At 64.8% G+C, this 16,816-nt stretch carries 15 protein-coding genes; 2 read left to right on the top strand and 13 right to left on the bottom strand.

Features of this window, described 5'->3' with window-relative positions:
- Positions 1-81: 81 nt before the first annotated feature.
- The 7 genes from arfB to ASG57_RS10855 form a co-directional block, all read right to left on the bottom strand.
- The gene (gene arfB / locus ASG57_RS10825; RefSeq protein WP_024340481.1) at positions 82-498 is read right to left on the bottom strand and encodes an alternative ribosome rescue aminoacyl-tRNA hydrolase ArfB; all 417 of its coding nucleotides are present in this window, start codon (positions 496-498) and stop codon (positions 82-84) included.
- Between the two features lie 157 nt (positions 499-655).
- Positions 656-2,125, bottom strand: coding sequence for a M16 family metallopeptidase (locus ASG57_RS10830; RefSeq protein WP_028145952.1), 1,470 nt, complete (start codon positions 2,123-2,125; stop codon positions 656-658).
- Positions 2,044-3,438 (bottom strand): M16 family metallopeptidase, encoded by a 1,395-nt coding sequence (locus ASG57_RS10835; protein ID WP_029674203.1) that lies wholly within the window; start codon positions 3,436-3,438, stop codon positions 2,044-2,046. The genes ASG57_RS10830 and ASG57_RS10835 overlap by 82 nt, the downstream gene beginning before the upstream one ends.
- 205 nt (positions 3,439-3,643) lie before the next feature.
- Positions 3,644-4,369 (bottom strand): hypothetical protein, encoded by a 726-nt coding sequence (locus ASG57_RS10840; RefSeq protein ID WP_024340478.1) that lies wholly within the window; start codon positions 4,367-4,369, stop codon positions 3,644-3,646.
- Between the two features lie 96 nt (positions 4,370-4,465).
- Positions 4,466-4,960, bottom strand: coding sequence for a signal peptidase II (lspA, locus tag ASG57_RS10845; protein ID WP_024340477.1), 495 nt, complete (start codon positions 4,958-4,960; stop codon positions 4,466-4,468).
- Between the two features lie 10 nt (positions 4,961-4,970).
- On the bottom strand, positions 4,971-8,015 hold the full coding sequence (ileS, locus tag ASG57_RS10850) for an isoleucine--tRNA ligase (protein ID WP_024340476.1): 3,045 nt from the start codon (positions 8,013-8,015) through the stop codon (positions 4,971-4,973).
- A gap of 200 nt (positions 8,016-8,215) precedes the next feature.
- Positions 8,216-9,187 (bottom strand): bifunctional riboflavin kinase/FAD synthetase, encoded by a 972-nt coding sequence (locus ASG57_RS10855; RefSeq protein WP_024340475.1) that lies wholly within the window; start codon positions 9,185-9,187, stop codon positions 8,216-8,218.
- Between the two features lie 229 nt (positions 9,188-9,416).
- Between ASG57_RS10855 and ASG57_RS10860 the strand changes: the two genes are divergently transcribed.
- Complete coding sequence (locus ASG57_RS10860) at positions 9,417-9,812, top strand: response regulator (protein ID WP_008567674.1); 396 nt, start codon at positions 9,417-9,419, stop codon at positions 9,810-9,812.
- Positions 9,813-9,982: 170 nt separating this feature from the next.
- On the opposite strand, the gene ASG57_RS10865 is transcribed toward ASG57_RS10860, so the two are convergent.
- Complete coding sequence (locus tag ASG57_RS10865) at positions 9,983-10,837, bottom strand: TIGR01459 family HAD-type hydrolase (RefSeq protein WP_024340474.1); 855 nt, start codon at positions 10,835-10,837, stop codon at positions 9,983-9,985.
- Positions 10,838-10,852: 15 nt separating this feature from the next.
- Positions 10,853-12,328, bottom strand: coding sequence for an EAL domain-containing protein (locus ASG57_RS10870; protein WP_024340473.1), 1,476 nt, complete (start codon positions 12,326-12,328; stop codon positions 10,853-10,855).
- 361 nt (positions 12,329-12,689) lie between these two features.
- Here ASG57_RS10870 and ASG57_RS10875 point away from each other — a divergent pair, with 361 nt between their 5' ends.
- Entirely contained in the window at positions 12,690-13,529 is an 840-nt protein-coding gene (locus tag ASG57_RS10875; RefSeq protein WP_024340472.1) for a class I SAM-dependent methyltransferase, read from the top strand.
- 49 nt (positions 13,530-13,578) lie between these two features.
- On the opposite strand, the gene ASG57_RS10880 is transcribed toward ASG57_RS10875, so the two are convergent.
- From ASG57_RS10880 to ASG57_RS10895, 4 genes are all read right to left on the bottom strand, one after another.
- The gene (locus ASG57_RS10880; protein ID WP_024340471.1) at positions 13,579-14,709 is read right to left on the bottom strand and encodes a YihY/virulence factor BrkB family protein; all 1,131 of its coding nucleotides are present in this window, start codon (positions 14,707-14,709) and stop codon (positions 13,579-13,581) included.
- On the bottom strand, positions 14,710-15,297 hold the full coding sequence (locus tag ASG57_RS10885; RefSeq protein ID WP_057196233.1) for a phage holin family protein: 588 nt from the start codon (positions 15,295-15,297) through the stop codon (positions 14,710-14,712).
- A 91-nt stretch (positions 15,298-15,388) separates the two neighbouring features.
- Positions 15,389-16,348 carry a 50S ribosomal protein L3 N(5)-glutamine methyltransferase gene (gene prmB, locus ASG57_RS10890; protein ID WP_024340469.1) on the bottom strand — a complete coding sequence of 320 codons (960 nt, stop codon included), beginning with the start codon at positions 16,346-16,348 and terminating at the stop codon, positions 15,389-15,391.
- Positions 16,348-16,815 carry a molybdenum cofactor biosynthesis protein MoaE gene (locus tag ASG57_RS10895; protein ID WP_024340468.1) on the bottom strand — a complete coding sequence of 156 codons (468 nt, stop codon included), beginning with the start codon at positions 16,813-16,815 and terminating at the stop codon, positions 16,348-16,350. The genes prmB and ASG57_RS10895 overlap by 1 nt, the downstream gene beginning before the upstream one ends.
- Position 16,816: the final 1 nt, after the last annotated feature.

Consider the following 16,816-nt stretch of genomic DNA (forward strand, 5'->3'; position numbering starts at 1 on the left):
ACGGCCAATCTAGTCCTGCTGGCGCTCAATTGCATGAGGCATGTCCGGGCTGCCCACATGCTGTCCACCTTGGAACAACCGCTAGTCTTCGAAGCTACGGCCGCGTCCGGCCTTGACGTCACTCCGGCGCTTCTTGCCTTCGAGCCGGCGCTGCTTGGAGGCGAAGGTCGGCCGCGTCGCGCGCCGCGGCGTCGGCCTGATCATCGCCTCGCGCAGCATCTCGGTGAGACGGTCGATGGCGTCCTGCCGGTTGCGCTCCTGGGTGCGGAAGCGCTGCGCCTGGATGACGATGACGCCGTCCTTGGTCATACGCTGGCCGGCGAGGCGGGCGAGGCGGATCGCCGCATCCTCCGGCAAGGTCAGCTTGCGTGTATCGAAGCGCAGCTGCGCCGATGTCGCGACCTTGTTGACGTTCTGCCCGCCCGGGCCGGAGGCGCGGACAAAGCCGATCTCGATATCGTCCTCGTCGATGACGAGATTGCGGGATATCCGCAGCATGATGGCACCAGCAAGAGATTCGGGTGCGCACAATAGCGGTTTTAGATGGAGTTCGTCATTCCGGCTGTCCGAAGGGCCAGCCGGAACGACGAGATTCTCAGGTGCGCAATCGCGCACCATGCTTCGATGCCTTGCATCGTCCCGGAATGGCAGCTGGTCAGTTCGACTTCGTCGTCGGTGCTGCCGCCGGTTGCACAGCGGCCTGCGGGGTGCGGCCGACCACGACGGTCAGGAGACCTTGGCCCCACAGGCGCTTGGCGGCCGCCTTGGCGTCGTCCAGCGTCACCGCGTCGACGATGGCGTTGCGCTTCTCGATATAGTCGATCGGCAGCTTGTCCTGCTGATATTGCAGCAGCGCCTGCGCCAGCTTGGACGAGGTGTCGAGCGCCAGCATCTGCGAGCCCTTCAGGTAGGATTTGGCCTCGTCCAGCTCCTTCTGGGTCGGGCCTTCCTCGGCGATGCGGCGCACCTCTTTCTCGATGGCATCGATGGTGTCGCCGGCGCGGTCGGCGCGCGTGCCGGTATTGCCGATGAAGATGGCCGAATGCTCCATCCAAAGCAGCGATTCGAACACCGAATAGGCCAGTCCACGCTTTTCGCGGACCTCGCGATAGAGCCGGGAGGACAGTCCGCCGCCGCCGAGAATGTGATTGACGACATAGGCCGCCATGAAGTTGGGATCGCTGCGTTTCACGCCCGGGCCGCCGAAGGTGATCACGGTCTGAGGCACATCAAGCGTGACGAAGGCGCGTTGCGGCGGATTGGCGGCCTCGACGTCGGGGACCGGCGTCAGATTGGCCTTGGCGGGCAGGCTACCGAACGTGTGGTCGAGCAACTTGCCGAGGGTCGCCGGATCGACATCGCCGACCACGGCGATCTTCAGCCCATCCTTGGCGATCACCCGACCGACATAATCCTTCATATCGGCGACGGTGATGGTCGGCACACTGTCGAGGTTGCCGTTGGTCTGCCGGCTGTAGGGATGATCGCCGAAGGCGACCTCCAGGAACTTGCGGCTTGCCAGCGAGGTGGGATTGGTGGTCTCGCGACGCAGGCCCGAAATGACCTGCGAGCGGATGCGTTCGACATCCGCCGGGTTGAAATGCGGTGACGTGAGCGCGCTCCTGAGCAGGTCGAAGGCCTCGTCCTTGTTGTCGCGCAGCATGCGCAGGCTGCCCCGGAGGGTGTCGCGGGTGGCGTTGAAGGAGAGCTCGATGGCGCGTCGGTCGAGCCGTTCACGGAATGTCTTGGAATCGAGATCGCCTGAGCCTTCGTCGAGGAGAGAGCCGACCAGATTGGCAACGCCCGGCTTGTCCTTGGGGTCCTGCGCCGAGCCGCCGGCGAAGGAATATTCCATGGCGATCAGCGGCACGGTTGCGTCCTGCACGAACCAGGCTTCGATGCCGCCCGGCGAGATCAGGTGCTGGATCTTTGCGGCAGCCTGCGACGGCGAGACCGCCGCCAGCGCAAGCGCCGCGCCGATGACGAAGGAGTGCGCGGCGTGTCTTGTGCCTCGGAAGCATCTTGCGCGAAGGAAGTGATGGGTCACGAACGCTTCTCCTCGCGCTTGGCGGTGGCGGTGTCCTTGATCAGATAGCCCGTCACCGAGCGCTTCTTCTCGAGCCATTTCTGCGCAACGGCTCGGACCTGCTCGGCAGTGACGGCGCGGATGCGATCGGGCCAGCTCCTGATATCCTCGATCGAAAGGCCCGTGGTCAGCGCGCCGCCGTACCAACGCGCCAGCACCGCCTGGTTGTCCTGGGCGTAGATCGCCTCGGCAATGAGCTGGGTCTTGACCCTTTCCAGATCCTCAGCGCGGATCGGGTTCTGCGCAACGCTGGCGATGACATCGTCGACCGCCTGCTCCACCTCTGCGAAGCTGACGCCGGGTTTCGGCGCAGCGGAGATCGCGAACTGGGTTGGGTCGAGCGAGATGCTCGAATAGCTGGCGCTGGCCGAGACCGCCAGGGGCTTGTCGACGACGAGCGCGCGGTAGAGATAGGAATTGCTGCCGCTGCCGATCAGCTGCGCGAGCACGTCGAGAGCCGCGCTTTCCCCGGCTGCAGCCGTGGTCGCCGACGGCACGAGATAATAGCGCCGCATGTTCGGCTGCTCGACTCGCGGGTCGGCCAGCGTGACGGTGCGCGGCGCCGTGGGGTCCGGTTCCTGCGGACGAACACGTCGCGCCGGGATCGCGGGCTGCGCCGGGATGGAACCGAAATTGCGCTCGACCAGCGGACGGATCTCGGCAGCGTCGACGTCACCGGCGATCACCAGGATCGCGTTGTTCGGCGCGTAGAAGCGACGATAGAAGGCGAGCGCATCCTCGCGATCGAGCTTCTCGATCTCCTGATGCCAGCCGATCACCGGACGTCCATAGGGATGGTTGAGATAGAGCGCGGCCATGATCTGCTCGTTCAGCCGCGCGTCCGGATTGTTGGCGACGCGCATGTTGTACTCTTCAAGCACGACATCCCGCTCCGGCAGCACGTTCTCGTCCTTGAGGACGAGGCCGGTCATGCGATCAGCCTCGAACTCCATCATGGTCGGCAGCTGCTCTTTCGGTACACGCTGGTAGTAATTGGTGTAGTCGACCGAGGTCGAGGCGTTCTCGTTGCCGCCGATGCGAAGCACGGTCTGGGAGAATTCTCCCGCCGGATGCTTCGCGGTGCCCTTGAACATCAGGTGCTCGAGGAAGTGGGCGAGGCCGGACTTGCCCGGCGTCTCGTCTGCGGAGCCGACCTTGTACCAGATCATCTCTGTGACGACAGGCGTGCGGCGATCGGGAATCACCACGACCTGCATGCCGTTGCCGAGCGTGAAGCTGGTGGGTGGGGCCGATGTTACCGTGGTCTGGGCCGTGGCGGCGCCGGCCGAGAGGACACTCGTCGAAAGCAGCGCGGCAAGGAGGCAGGCAGCCGATCGGTAAGATGACATCATGATCCCTAGTGAAAGGCCGAGCCCGGATGTCCGGCTCTGAAGGCACGGCATGTTACACCGTGCGGCCAAGGCTTCGCGTCACGAAGCAGAGAACTCAACGCGGAGGCAAGTTACTGATAGGCAATCTTAAACGGCGTCGGGCGCGGACATGAGCCGTCGACCCTCGACTCGCGTCGGTCAAAATGTCGCGACAGGACGGGGAACGCTATTGTTCCTTCTCCTTGCCCGACATGATGTCGTAGTACATCCGTCGCGACTTGTCCGGCCCGCCGGCGCCATAGGCATAGTTCGGCGAGGGCGTCTGGTATCCCGGCGGCGGCTCGACCAGCGATTGGCGCGGCGGCTCCGACGTGAACTGCTTGGTTTCGGAGCTGCTGCCGCCCTTCATCATATTCCACAGGCCACCGGTGAAACCGAGTTCGGCGGGGCTCAGAGAAGGGTTGCTGTTGGTACCCGGCTGAATTGGATCGTTGCTGGTGCGGGGCGCTGCGGCGACCTGGCCAGACTTCATCTCGGCAGGAGTCAGAGGCTGGGCGGCCTGCCAGCTCTCCGTTGCCTTCGTGGCCTTCTTGCGTGCGGCGATGGCTTCCTTGCGGCGCCTCTCGTCGGGGTCCTTGGGCCAGTTCGGCGCAGCCTTGGCTTCGGTCGCAGGCGGCGGCAGATCGAGTTTGGGCGGCACGACCAGCGGCGAGCGCTCGCGGTACTCGATGCCCTTCTTCTCCATGCTCTTGGCACCGATGCCCGACATCAGGTTGTCGATGAGCCTCTCTTCGAAGGTCATATCGTCTTCTTCGTCGTCGTCCCCGGCGCGGGCCGCGCCGGTCGACATGACGAGACCGATGCCGAGTGCAACAGCGGATAATTTCAATGCCCGCCAGAACCCCCACCGGGGGTCTTGCACCATCGAACCGCTGGTCATCGCGCTGCGCATCACTTTACCTGTTTCATATCGTGGCCGATTGCCGCTCGCACGCGGCTCTAACCCTCGCAAAGCCGGGTTCCAGCTGCCGGTCCGTATCGGCCGGGATCAGGGCGCTTTTGCGGCGGGTACCCCCAGGAAGGAATCATACAATAGCGCCGCCACCCCAGCAACGATGGCCACGTCCGCGAGGTTAAACACATACCAATTATAGGTTTTTCCGGCGATCTCGATGTGGAACAGGGCGAAATCCACCACCGCGCCATAGGCCAGGCGGTCGATGCCGTTGCCGATGGCGCCGCCGATGATGAGGCCGAGCGCAATGGTCGCCAGCAGAGTGTGCGAGCGGGCCATCCAGACTGCCAGCGCGACCACCGCGATACCTTTGACGGCCATCAACGCGAACTGAGCCGCCTGATTGTCGCTCTGGAGCCAGCCGAAGCTGATGCCGATGTTCCAGGCCAGCACCAAGTCGAAGAACGGCGTCACCCGCACCACGCCGCGGCGGGCGAGGTCGAACACATTCAAGAGCCACAGCTTCGTGGCCTGGTCGGCCACGAGCGTGACCACGGCCGCGAGGATGCCGGCGCGGAGCGGGGTCATGGCCGACCGATCAGACGCTCACCCCCAGCGCCTTCCACTCGCGCAGCGCCTTGGCGTCGCGCGGGGTGACGTCGGGGTATTCAGCGTCTTCGCCGACCGTCGGCGAAATCTTCCAGGAGCGGGCGCATTTGCTGCCGACTGCCTTCTCCACCACGACAGCGACTCCCGGCACGGCATCGAGACGGAACGCCGAAGCTGGTGCCTCGCCCTCACGCACCTCGTAGTTCGAGGTGATGCAGATCTCGGCGAGGTCGGTGTCGAACAGCGTCATCAGCATGCCGCGATCGGCGACATAGATCACCGGCGAGGCCTCCAGCGAGGAGCCGATGTTCTTGGCGGCCCGTTCCAGCTCGAGCGCGCCGGTGACGACGCGCCGGACGTTGCGGATCGCCTCCCACTTCGCAGCGAGCTCGTCGTCGCGCAAATCTTCGAGATCGGTCGGGAACAGCGTCAGATGCACGGACGGCTCGGCGTCGGGCCGGTACATGCGCCACGCCTCCTCTGCCGTGAAGCTGAGGATCGGGGCAAGCCATTTCAGTATCGAGGCGCACAACAGATCGATGGTCGTCAACGCCGCCTTGCGCGTCGCGGATGACGGCGGGTCGCAATACAGCGTGTCCTTGCGGATGTCGAAATAGAACGCCGAGAGCTCGCTGTTGAGGAAGGCGGACAGGATCGCGACCACGCTCTTGTAGTCGAACTCCCGATAAGCCTTCCCGATCGCTGCCGCGCGCACGGCGAGCTCGTGCAGCATCAAGCGCTCCAACTCGGGCATCTGGTCGGGCGCGACCGCGTCGGCCGGCTTGTAGTGATGTAGCGTGCCGAGCATCCAGCGCACGGTGTTGCGCAGCTTGCGATAGGTTTCGACGGTGTTCTTCAGGATTTCGGGGCCGATGCGCTGGTCGTCGGTGTAGTCGCAGGATGCAACCCACAGCCGCAGGATGTCGGCGCCGGATTCCTTGATGACCGACTGCGGCTCGATGGTGTTGCCGAGCGACTTCGACATCTTGCGGCCGTCCTCGGCCTGGGTGAAGCCGTGGGTCAGCACGATGTCGTAGGGTGCCCGACCTCGCGTGCCGCAGCTTTCCAGCAGCGACGAGTGGAACCAGCCGCGGTGCTGGTCCGAGCCTTCCAGATACATCACCGTGTCGGTGCCGCCATCGACCTTGCGCTTGATGCCCGACAGTCCCGGGAAATGCACGGGGTCTTCCAGCACGAAAGCATGGGTGGATCCGGAATCGAACCAGACGTCGAGAATGTCGTCGACCTTCTGCCAGTCTTCGCTCGCGCGCGATCCGAGGAAGCGCTCGCGCGCCCCCTTCGCGTACCAGGCGTCTGCGCCTTCCTTTTCGAAAGCTTCACCAATGCGCGCATTGACAGCCTCGTCCTGGAGGATCTCGGCGGAGCCGTCACCCTTCTCGCGCACGAACACGGCAATCGGCACGCCCCAGGCGCGCTGGCGCGAGATCACCCAGTCGGGGCGGGCCTCGATCATGCCGTTGATGCGGTTTTCGCCCGACGGCGGCACCCATTGCGTCACCGAGATCGCGTGCAGCGCGCGGGCGCGCAGCGTATCGCCGCTCTTGGTCTTGCCTCCCGTCGCGATGTCCATAGCCCCGGCCTTGCCCGGGGCGTCCACAATCGGCTTGTCCATCGCGATGAACCATTGCGGCGTGTTGCGGAAGATCACCGGCTTCTTGGAGCGCCAGGAGTGCGGATATTGATGCTTGAGCCGGCCGCGCGCGAGCAGCATGCCCCGCTCAACGAGCGCCTTGATCACGGCCTCGTTGGCGTCGCCCTTCTCGCCCTTGTCGGTGATGACGCGCTTGCCGACGAAGCCGGGCGCATGATCGGTGTAGGCGCCGTTCTCGTCCACGGTGTAGGGGATTGCAGTGGTGATGCCGCGCGCATCGAGATCGCGTGCATGCGCCATCCAGACGTCGAAGTCCTCGCGGCCATGGCCGGGAGCCGTGTGCACGAAGCCGGTGCCGGTGTCGTCGGTGACGTGGTCGCCGGGCAGCAGCGGCACGACGAAGTCATAGCCGCCGCCAACGCCCTTCAGCGGATGGGCACATTCGATCGCGTCCATGGTGTCGCCAGGGACGTCACGGACTTTCTCATAGGCGGTCACACGCGCCTGCTTGAAGACTTCTTCAGCGAGCGCGTCGGCGAGGATCAGGAGGTCGCCGGTCTTGGTCCAATTGTCGGCGGGCGCGTCCGTGACCTTGTACAGGCCGTAGGCGATCTTCGGCGAGAAAGAGATGGCGCGGTTGCCGGGCAGGGTCCAGGGCGTGGTGGTCCAGATCACGACGCTTGCGGAGGCAAGCGCGCCGTGCGCGGGCGACGTCACCGGGAACTTCACCCACACCGTATCGGAGGTGTGGTCCTCGTACTCGACTTCGGCCTCGGCCAGCGCGGTCTTCTCGACCACGCTCCACATCACAGGCTTGGAGCCGCGATAGAGCGTGCCGTTGGCGGCGAACTTCATCAGCTCGCGCGCGATCTGGGCTTCGGCGGGATAGTTCATGGTGGCGTAGGGATGATCCCAATCGCCGATCACGCCGAGGCGCTTGAACTCCTCGCGCTGCACGCCGAGCCAATGCGTGGCATAGGCGCGGCACTCCTTCCGGAAATCGATCATTGCGGCGCTGTCGCGGAAGTCGGGCTTCTGCTTGCCCTTCTTGCGATAGTGCTCCTCCTCGACCTTCCATTCGATCGGCAGGCCGTGGCAGTCCCAGCCCGGCACGTAGTTGGAATCGAAGCCGAGCATCTGCTGGCTCTTGGTGACGAGATCCTTCAGGATCTTGTTCAGCGCCGTGCCGATATGGATGTTGCCGTTGGCGTAGGGCGGGCCGTCGTGCAGCACGAACTTGGCACGGCCCTTGGCACTCTCGCGCAGCTTCTCGTAGAGGCCGATCTCGTACCAGCGCTTGAGGATCTCCGGCTCTCGTTGCGGCAGGCCGGCGCGCATCGGGAATTCGGTCTGCGGCAGGAACAGGGTCTTCGAATAGTCTTTGGCTTCAGACTTTTGGGACTTTTGCGGCTTTTCGGACATGAGGCTGACTGGCTCGGAAGGGCGCGGAAACGAATGGCGATGCGGAATCGCGGGCGAAACGACGAAATCCCGGTCTTGCGCCGAGCCTTCAGGCTCAGGCGGAAGCCGGGCCGCTAATCCCTATGATGCGCCGCGCAAACATGGGCTCTCCATAGCAGGGGGCCAGGGGAAGCGCAAAGGTTCGGAGGCTCGCTTCAGGTTCAGTCGACCGTCCCGAGCCGCGGAAACGCGTCCGGGGCGGCGGCCAGCATGGCGCGGGCGCGGGCGGAATCGTCGTCCATCTGGCGGATCAGGGCCTCGAGGCTGTCGAACTTCAGCTCCTCGCGGATGAAGCCGATGAAAGCGCAGTCGAGGAGCTGCCCGTAAAGGTCGCCCTTGAAGTCGAACAGGAAGATTTCCAGCAGCGGGGCGCCATTGTCGAACGTCGGGCGGCGGCCGAAGCTGGCTACCCCGTCGAGCCGCTCGGCGCCGCGGCCGACCCGCACCGCGTAGATGCCGTGCTTGAGACCGCAATTGGCGTCGAGGCGGATGTTGGCGGTGGGATAGCCGAGGTCGCGGCCGCGCTTTTCGCCATGGATGACCTCGCCGGTGATGAACCAGGGTGCGCCCAGCATGGTCGTGGCCTCATCCAGCTGGCCCTCGGCGAGGGCGATCCGGATCGCGCTGGAGGACACCGGCCGTTCGTCGATATCGACATGCGGCTGCACGTCGACCTCGATTCCGAGCCGTGGCGCCTCGTTGACGAGCAGGCTCGGCGAGCCGACGCGACCTTTGCCGAAATGGAAGTCGTAGCCGACCGCGATACCACTGACGCCGAGACGTCCGATCAGATCATGGTGAATGAAATCTTGGGCGCTGGTTCCGGCACGGGCCTTGTCGAATGTCATGACGACGGCGCCGGCAAGGCCGGTGCCGGCCAGAAGTCGCAGCTTGGCCCGCTCGTCCGTCAGGCGGAATTGCGGGGTGTTGGGGCTGAAAAACCGCCGCGGATGGGGTTCGAAGGTCAATGCCAGCGCAGGGCGGCCATGCGTCCGGCCCATCTCCAGGGCAGCCGCGATCACGGCCCGATGGCCAAGATGGACCCCGTCGAAATTGCCCATGGCGACCACGGCGCCCCTCGGAATCGCGGAATCCGGCGTTGTGTCGCGGATAACGGTAAAAGGCTGGACCATCAGGGAAATTCTCGAAGCGGGCAGGACCGGCCCGGACCGTGGCGCGACCGGCCCGACCAAGTCAAGCGGGGGGAGCGAAGACATTGAACACGATTTCAGTCCTTCGAACATGTCGGCAATTAACGCGCTGTTTAACGCCTTGGTGCTAGTCCTTGAGCGTGGAACTGCCGGGCCCCGGCTTGGCAGATCCGATCCTAATATTTCCTGGGTTTGCGTTGGGGGAGTCGAGATGGCGGTTGATTTGTCGATGCCGGTTCTGGTGGTGGATGACTACAGCACCATGATCCGTATCATCCGGAATCTGCTGAAGCAGCTTGGCTTCGAGAATATCGATGATGCAAGCGACGGTTCGGCAGCGCTGAACAAGATGCGTGGCAAGAAATACGGGCTCGTGATCTCCGACTGGAACATGGAGCCGATGACGGGTTACGACCTGTTGCGCGAAGTGCGCGCGGATCCGAACCTCGCCACCACGCCCTTCATCATGATCACGGCGGAATCCAAGACCGAGAACGTGATTGCCGCCAAGAAGGCTGGCGTGAACAACTACATCGTCAAGCCGTTCAACGCGGCGACGTTGAAGACCAAGATCGAGGCGGTCTTCCCGGACATGGCGAGCGCGTAAGCGCGCCTCGCCTGACAACATTCATCTGCTGAGATCGTCATGCCCGGGCTTGTCCCGGGCATCCACGTTTTGGTGCAGAGAGCCGTGGATGGCCGAGTCAAGCCGGCCGTGACGGGTCGGGCACTTAGGCAATTGGTCTAAGTCCGAACTGTCGCGGTCGGCCGAAGCCGTCACCACTTCAATTCGCGCATCAGCGCCTTCGGCGGGTGGCCGAACAATTCCATCACGGACGCCGGGTCGAGCTGGTCGAGACCCTCGAACTCCTCGGCATGAATTCCGCGGGTCACGAACAGGCAATCGATGCCGAACTCGCGCGCGCCGGTTAGGTCGGTGCGGACGGAATCACCGATGGCAAGCACCTTCTTGCGGTCGATCTGGTAGCCCTGTCGTTCTCCGGCGAGCGCCATGGCACGCTCGTAGATCGGCCGGTGCGGCTTGCCGTAGAAGATCACCTCGCCGCCGAGCTCGCGGTAGAGCTCCGCGATTGCGCCGGCGCAATAGATCAGCCGGTCGCCACGTTCCACCACGATATCGGGGTTGGCGCAGACTAGCGTCAGCTTGCGCTCGCGCGCCTTCAGCATCATGCCGCGATAGTCTTCCGCCGTCTCGGTCTCGTCGTCATAGAGGCCGGTGCAGACGATGTAATCGGCTTCCTCGAGCGGAGCTGTCACTGCGTCGAGGCCACGATAGATCGAGTTGTCGCGCTCGGGACCGAGCCAGAACATCTTGCGACCGGGATGCTCGGCGACATAGAGCCGGGTCAGATCGCCCGACGATACGATCGCATCATAGGTCTCATCCGCGACGCCGAGCTTGCGCAATTGCCGCTGCACCGAGTCCGCCGGACGCGGCGCGTTGGTGATCAGGATCACCGTACCGCCGTGGCTGCGATAGGTGTGCAGCGCCTCGCAGGCTTCGGGAAAGGACTCCAGGCCGTTGTGGACCACGCCCCAGATATCGCTGAGCACGACGTCCACACCGCCCACGAGCTCGCGCAGGCCTTCGGCGAAATGCAGCGCAGTCATGAGGCGCGCGGCCGATCAAATGCGACGCGCGAGCGCCGCGTTGCCGGTGATGCGTTGTGGCGGAGGCGCAGAGGACGTCGCGCCTGCGCTGGGTGTAGCGGAGCCATTAGGTCCCTGAATGTCTTTCGCCTGGTTAGGTGAGGTCCCGGCGGTAGCAGATGCCCCCTCGGGCCGCAATGGCCGGGGCGGCGCGAACAGGAACCCCTGGCCGAATCGCACGTCATAGTCGAGCAGGTCCACGACCGCGCGCTCGCCCTCGATCCGCTCGGCGATCAGGTCGATGCCGAAGCGGCCCAGCAGGTCCGAAAGATCGGACGGATGGATGTCGGAGGTCGAAGCCTGTCTGGGGTCGAGCAGCAGCGCAGCCGGCACCTTGATGAAGCGGACCCCGCGATCGGCGAGCTCGCGCGGCTCAATGCGCAGGTCCGTGACGTGGTCGATCGAGAAACGGAAGCCGCGTTGGGCAAGGGCGGCGAGATTCTCGGTCTCGGCCGGGCCGAGATTGCGGAAGGTCGACTGCTTGAACTCAAGAACCAGCGAGGGCGCCAGCGCCCGGTTGGCTTCGAGGAAGTCGAGGCATTGCGCGAAGGTGGTGGAATTGCCGAGCGTGGAGACCGCGACGTTGCAGAACACGCCGACGTCCTTGTTGCGGACCATCAGGCGCCGCAGCACCTGCACGCAGCGCAGCATCACCATGTTGTCGATGCGCCCGATCAGCCCGGAGGCTTCCGCGATGCTGATGAACTCCTCGGCGGCAATCAATTGGTCGCGCTCGTCGCGCAGGCGCGTCACCGCTTCGTAGAACCGCACCTTGCGTTGTGGCAGCGTCACCATTGGTTGCAGGAAGATGTCGATGCGGTTCTCGTCAATCGCGTTGCGCAGCGTCGCCAGCAGCTGGGTCTGATTGCGTCCGTTGGCGGTCTGAACCGGGTTGGCGGATTGAGTTTGAACGACCGGCGCCGGCCGTGGGGGCGGTGCGGGAAGCGGAGGAGGCGCGACCGGCTTTTCCTCGAGTGGGGCGGCCAGATCGATCATCGCCTCCGGCTCGGGCTTTGTGACCGGTGCAGAAACTGGCGCCGGTGCGTTGCCCGCCAGCAGATCCTCATGAGTCGCCACGGTCGTGGCAAGCTGCCTGACCAGCCCGCCGAGTTCGTTGATTTCGCCGATCACCGACTGGATGCGGTCGGAGTTGGCCGCATTTGAGGAGGCGATGCGCCCCTCGATCGCGGCAAGCCGGCGGCCGAACTCGGCCACCTGGCGGGCGAGGTCGGCGGTGCCCCGCGAGAGGTCGGCGATCTGGCCGCCGACGTCGCTGCGGTCGCGCAGCCGCATCGACACCGCGTTGTAGAGAATCAGGAAAGTCAGCGCGGTCAGCGCCACGATCGCCGATTGCGTCCCGCTGATGCCCGCGACCGAATAGAGCACGAGCCCGAGCGAAGCCGCGACCAGGACCATGCAGATGGCGATGAAGATCGTCGAAATGCGAATCATGCCGCGGGTTCGCCTCAAGAGCTGACTGCCTCACCCGGGAAAACACGGGTCGCGTCCGAACCGTCGCGCCTCATGCTCCCCCAAGCATTGCAACACCCTAACATCATTGTTGATTCGAGGGGATAGAGACTGTCTCGCAGCCCACCTCAGGTCGGCCCGGCGAAAGCTTTGCAGCGCGCGATGCGGTCGCGGGCGAGCTTGATCGCACGCAGTTCGCGGCGCTCCACCGAAACGTCACGCGTCCTCCCCGGCTCCGGTCGGGAAATCAAGGCGCTCTCAGCGTAAAATAACGCCCCTCTCAAGGCCAGCGAGCCGCACGTGCCCTAGTCGTTCCGGCGTTCTCAACCGCAGGAGATTGCCCATGTCGACATCCGCCGCGCTCAAGCCAGCTCCAACCCAACCCGACCTTGCCGCCCTCAAGCAGCGCCAGCACGGCGCCTGGTCGTCGGGCGACTATGCCGTGGTCGGCACGACCTTGCAGATCGTCGGCGAACAGCTCTGTGAGGCAATCGACTTGCGTGCCGGCAGCAAGGTGCTCGACGTCGCCGCCGGCAACGGCAATGCGACTCTGGCTGCGGCGCGGCGCTGGTGTGACGTCACGTCCACCGACTACGTGCCGGCGCTGCTCAAGCGCGGGCGCGAGCGCGCCGTGGCCGAACATCTCACGGTCGAGTTCCGCGAGGCTGATGCCGAAGCGTTGCCGTTCGCCAACGCCAGCTATGACGTGGTGCTCTCGACCTTCGGCGTGATGTTCACGCCGGATCAGGACAAGGCGGCTTCCGAGCTCGCACGGGTCTGCAGGTCCGGCGGCAAAATCGGCCTCGCCAGCTGGACGCCGCAAGGCTTCATCGGCCAGCTGTTCAGGACCATCGGCCAGCATTTACCGCCGCCGGCCGGGGTGAAGTCGCCGGCGCTGTGGGGCACGGCGGCGCGGCTCGAAGAGATGTTCGCAAGCCAGGCTTCCGAGATCGCGGCCGAGCCGCGCATGTTCGTGTTCCGCTATCGCTCGCCGGACCATTGGCTCGAAATCTTCAAGACCTTCTACGGACCCACGCTGAAGGCGTTCGCTGCGCTCGACGCGAACGGCCAGGCCGCACTGAATCGCGATCTCCTGGCGCTGCTAGAGGAGTTCAACCACGCCGACGACGGCACGATCGTGGTGCACAGCGAATATCTGGAAGCCGTGATCACCAAGCGCTGACGACGCCTGCGATGCGGTCAGGCCGGCCCCCGGCCTGACCGTCACCGGGTCAAAATGGCGCGTTCGCGCCCACGGTGTCGGCGGAAACGGCTTGGCGGGTACCCAGCGGCTTCGGCCGCCCCGTGGTCGTGTCGCGCAGGGTCTGCCGCTCGATTTCCGAATTCAGCTCGGCGCCGAACATGATGACGATCACCGACATCCACATCCACATCATCAGGCCGATCGCAGCGCCCAGCGAGCCGTAGGTCGCGTTGTAATTGGCGAATTCCGAGAGGTACCAGGACAGCAGGGCCGAACCTGCGATCCAGAGAATCGCGGCGGTGACCGCGCCGAGGCTCAGCCATTGCCAGCGCGGCGCGTCACGGCTTGGCGCGAAGCGATAGAGGACGGCGAGTGCGACAAGCAGGATCAGGAACAGCAGCGGCCATCGCGCCAGCGCAACGATCAGCTTGTTTTCGGGCGCCAGGCCGAGATGATTGAGCGCAAGGGGGAAGGCGACGACGGCCCCAACCATCAACAGCAGCGCCACGATGCCGCCGACGGTGAAGGCCAGCGAAACCATGTTGAGCCGAACGAAGCTGCGCTTCTCGCGTTCCTCATAGGCGACGTTGAGGGCGTCAAGGATCGCCTTGACGCCGGCATTGGCGCTCCAGATCGCGAGCAGCAGGCCGAACAGGAACGTGACACCGAGTGTCGCATTGCCGTTCGACACCACGCGGGCGACCTGCTCCTCGACAATCTGGAAGGAACCCTCGGGCAGCATGGTCGCGAGCGTGTGAAGATTGGCGCTGATCGTCGCGGGATCGGCAAACAAGCCGTAGGATGAGACGAGTGCGGTCACGGCCGGAAAGATCGCGAGCAGGCCGAAGAAGACGACGCCGCCTGCCGTCGCGAGCAGTCGATCCTCGTCAATGCGCTGATAGGTCCGCCAAAAGATATCCTTCCAGCCGGCCCAGGGGATCTCGAAGGGACTTTTCGCCTTGCGACCGCGGCCGGGCTGCATCGCCGCCCCGGCCGGCTGCGTTTCGGGGGAATTCGCTTCCCCTCTCCGGTGCTCTTGTGGAGGCCCCGATCTGATCAGGCCGAAATCCTTGAAGTAGCGCTCCGCGGTCAGCACGAACAGCGCCGTTGCGGCCACAAGCACCCACGAGTCCACCTGATCGGAGCGCCGCAGCGGCATTTAGGCGTCCAGTCTCTGACTGCGACGCCTTCGCCGCGCCGCTGTGAACCCTGCCAGCCCAACCGCCGCAAGCATGAGCCCGAGCTGCACGGGCCGGTTGGCGCGAACGGGCCAGGCAGTTCTGCCATGGCCGCGCTCGCCGGGCGCGAACGGCGCCAGGGGAATGGTCGTCGCGACCTCCTTGACGGCCTGCTTGACCGTTCCGCGGGGAATCCGCGGGCTGGCGATCGCTACGCGCATCCGGCTGGCAAGTGGCACGATCGGCTTGGTCGGCCGCTTCATCATCGCCATGGCGACGCCGCCACAGACCGCCGCCAGCACCAGCAGCACCGCGCCGACGACCGCGAATCCCCAGAATTGCCCGTAGGTGATGGCGACCCAGCGATAAAGGGCGATCAAGCCGACGAAGAAAGTCGCGATCGCGAACAATCCGGCGGCTGCAAACAGGCCGGCCGCGATCGCATAGGACGTTGCGCGCCCCGTGGCCTGGCTGGTGCGGTCACGCATATAAGATTGCGCGGCGCGCTTGAGATGGTTGAGCTTGAGCGCCATGCCGGCGCGCAGCAATTCGCCCGATGGCGCGAGCATGCGGACATCCTCCGAGAGACAGACAGTTCGTCGAGGGATGAACGTTACGGTATTTGACTTGTTCCGACGGAGCTTGATCGGTCGTGAGGATTCAACCGAGATCGGCGGCGGCAATCCAGAACACCTCGCCCTCGGAGTCTTCGGTGTCCAGCCAGAGCAGCGGCAGCTCCGGAAACGCCTCGTCGACCAATTCCCGGCCGCGGCCGATCTCGCAGATCAGCCCGCCGTCCGGCGTGAGGTGATCGGGTGCTTCGCGCAGGATGCGGCGCACCACGTCGAGACCGTCGGCGCCGCCGTCGAAGGCGATCTTCGGCTCCGCCCTGCACTCAGGCGGCAGCGCCGCCATGCCTTCGGCGTCGACGTAAGGCGGGTTGGTGATGATCAGGTCGTATCTGTTATCGCCGAGGGGGGCGAACAGGTCGCCGCGGTAGAGGCTGATCCGATGCTGAAGCCCGTATTCGCGGACATTGCGCGCCGCGACTTCAAGTGCACCCTTGGAGATGTCGACAGCGTCGACGGCGGCGTTCGGGAAATGATGCGCGGCGAGAATGGCGAGGCATCCAGATCCCGTGCAGAGATCGAGCACGCGCCCGACTGCCGTTGGATCGTCGATCAGCGAGCCCGCATTGTCCTCGCCGCCGAAATGCGAATCCAGGAGCTCGCCGATGAAGGAGCGCGGAACGATGACGCGCTCGTCGACATAGAAGGGCAGGCCGCGCATATAGATCTTGTTGACGAGGTACGCAGCAGGTTTGCGTGTGGTGACGCGCCGATGGATGAGGTCGAGGATGGTCTTGCCTTCTGCCGCGGTGACGCGCGCATGAGCGAAGCCCTCGAACTGGTCGGGAGTGAGATGCAGCGCCTCGCAGACCAGGAAGGCGGCTTCCGCCACAGGGTCGGTGGTGCCGTGGGCAAAGGCGAGCTTCGCCTCGACAAAGCGGCTCACCGCATAACGGACGAAATCGAGCAGCGTCAGAAGCTCGCCTGGCCCGACTTTCGCGAGCTTTGGCGCGGCGCGGCCGCGCACGGTCTTTTTCGCGACCTTTGCCATCAGGATCGGGTCCACCGTGCGGCGGCTTCGTCGTCGCGGATGTGGGCCTCGACCCAACCCGTGCCGGTGGCGCTCTCTTCCTTCTTCCAGAAAGGCGCATTGGTCTTGAGATAGTCCATCAGGAACTCGGCCGCCTGGAATGCCGCCTGTCGATGCTGTGAGGCGGTCAGCACCAGAACGATGTTCTGGCCCGGCATGAAGCGGCCGACGCGGTGGATGACGGTAACGCCGTTCAGCGGCCAGCGCGATGTGGCCTCGCCGACATGGCGCGCGATCTCTTCTTCCGCCATGCCGGGATAATGTTCGAGCGTCAGCGCGGCGACCTTCGCGCCGTCCTCGTCGGAGCGGCAGATGCCGGAGAAGCTCACGACCGCGCCGATGTCGGTCCGGCTCCTGGTCAGGAGCGCGATCTCGCGCGCGATGTCGAAATCGTCTTCCTGGATGCGGATGGTGACTGGGCAGGTCATG

Source organism: Bradyrhizobium sp. Leaf396, assembly GCF_001424605.1.
GTDB classification, from domain to species: domain Bacteria; phylum Pseudomonadota; class Alphaproteobacteria; order Rhizobiales; family Xanthobacteraceae; genus Bradyrhizobium; species Bradyrhizobium japonicum_C.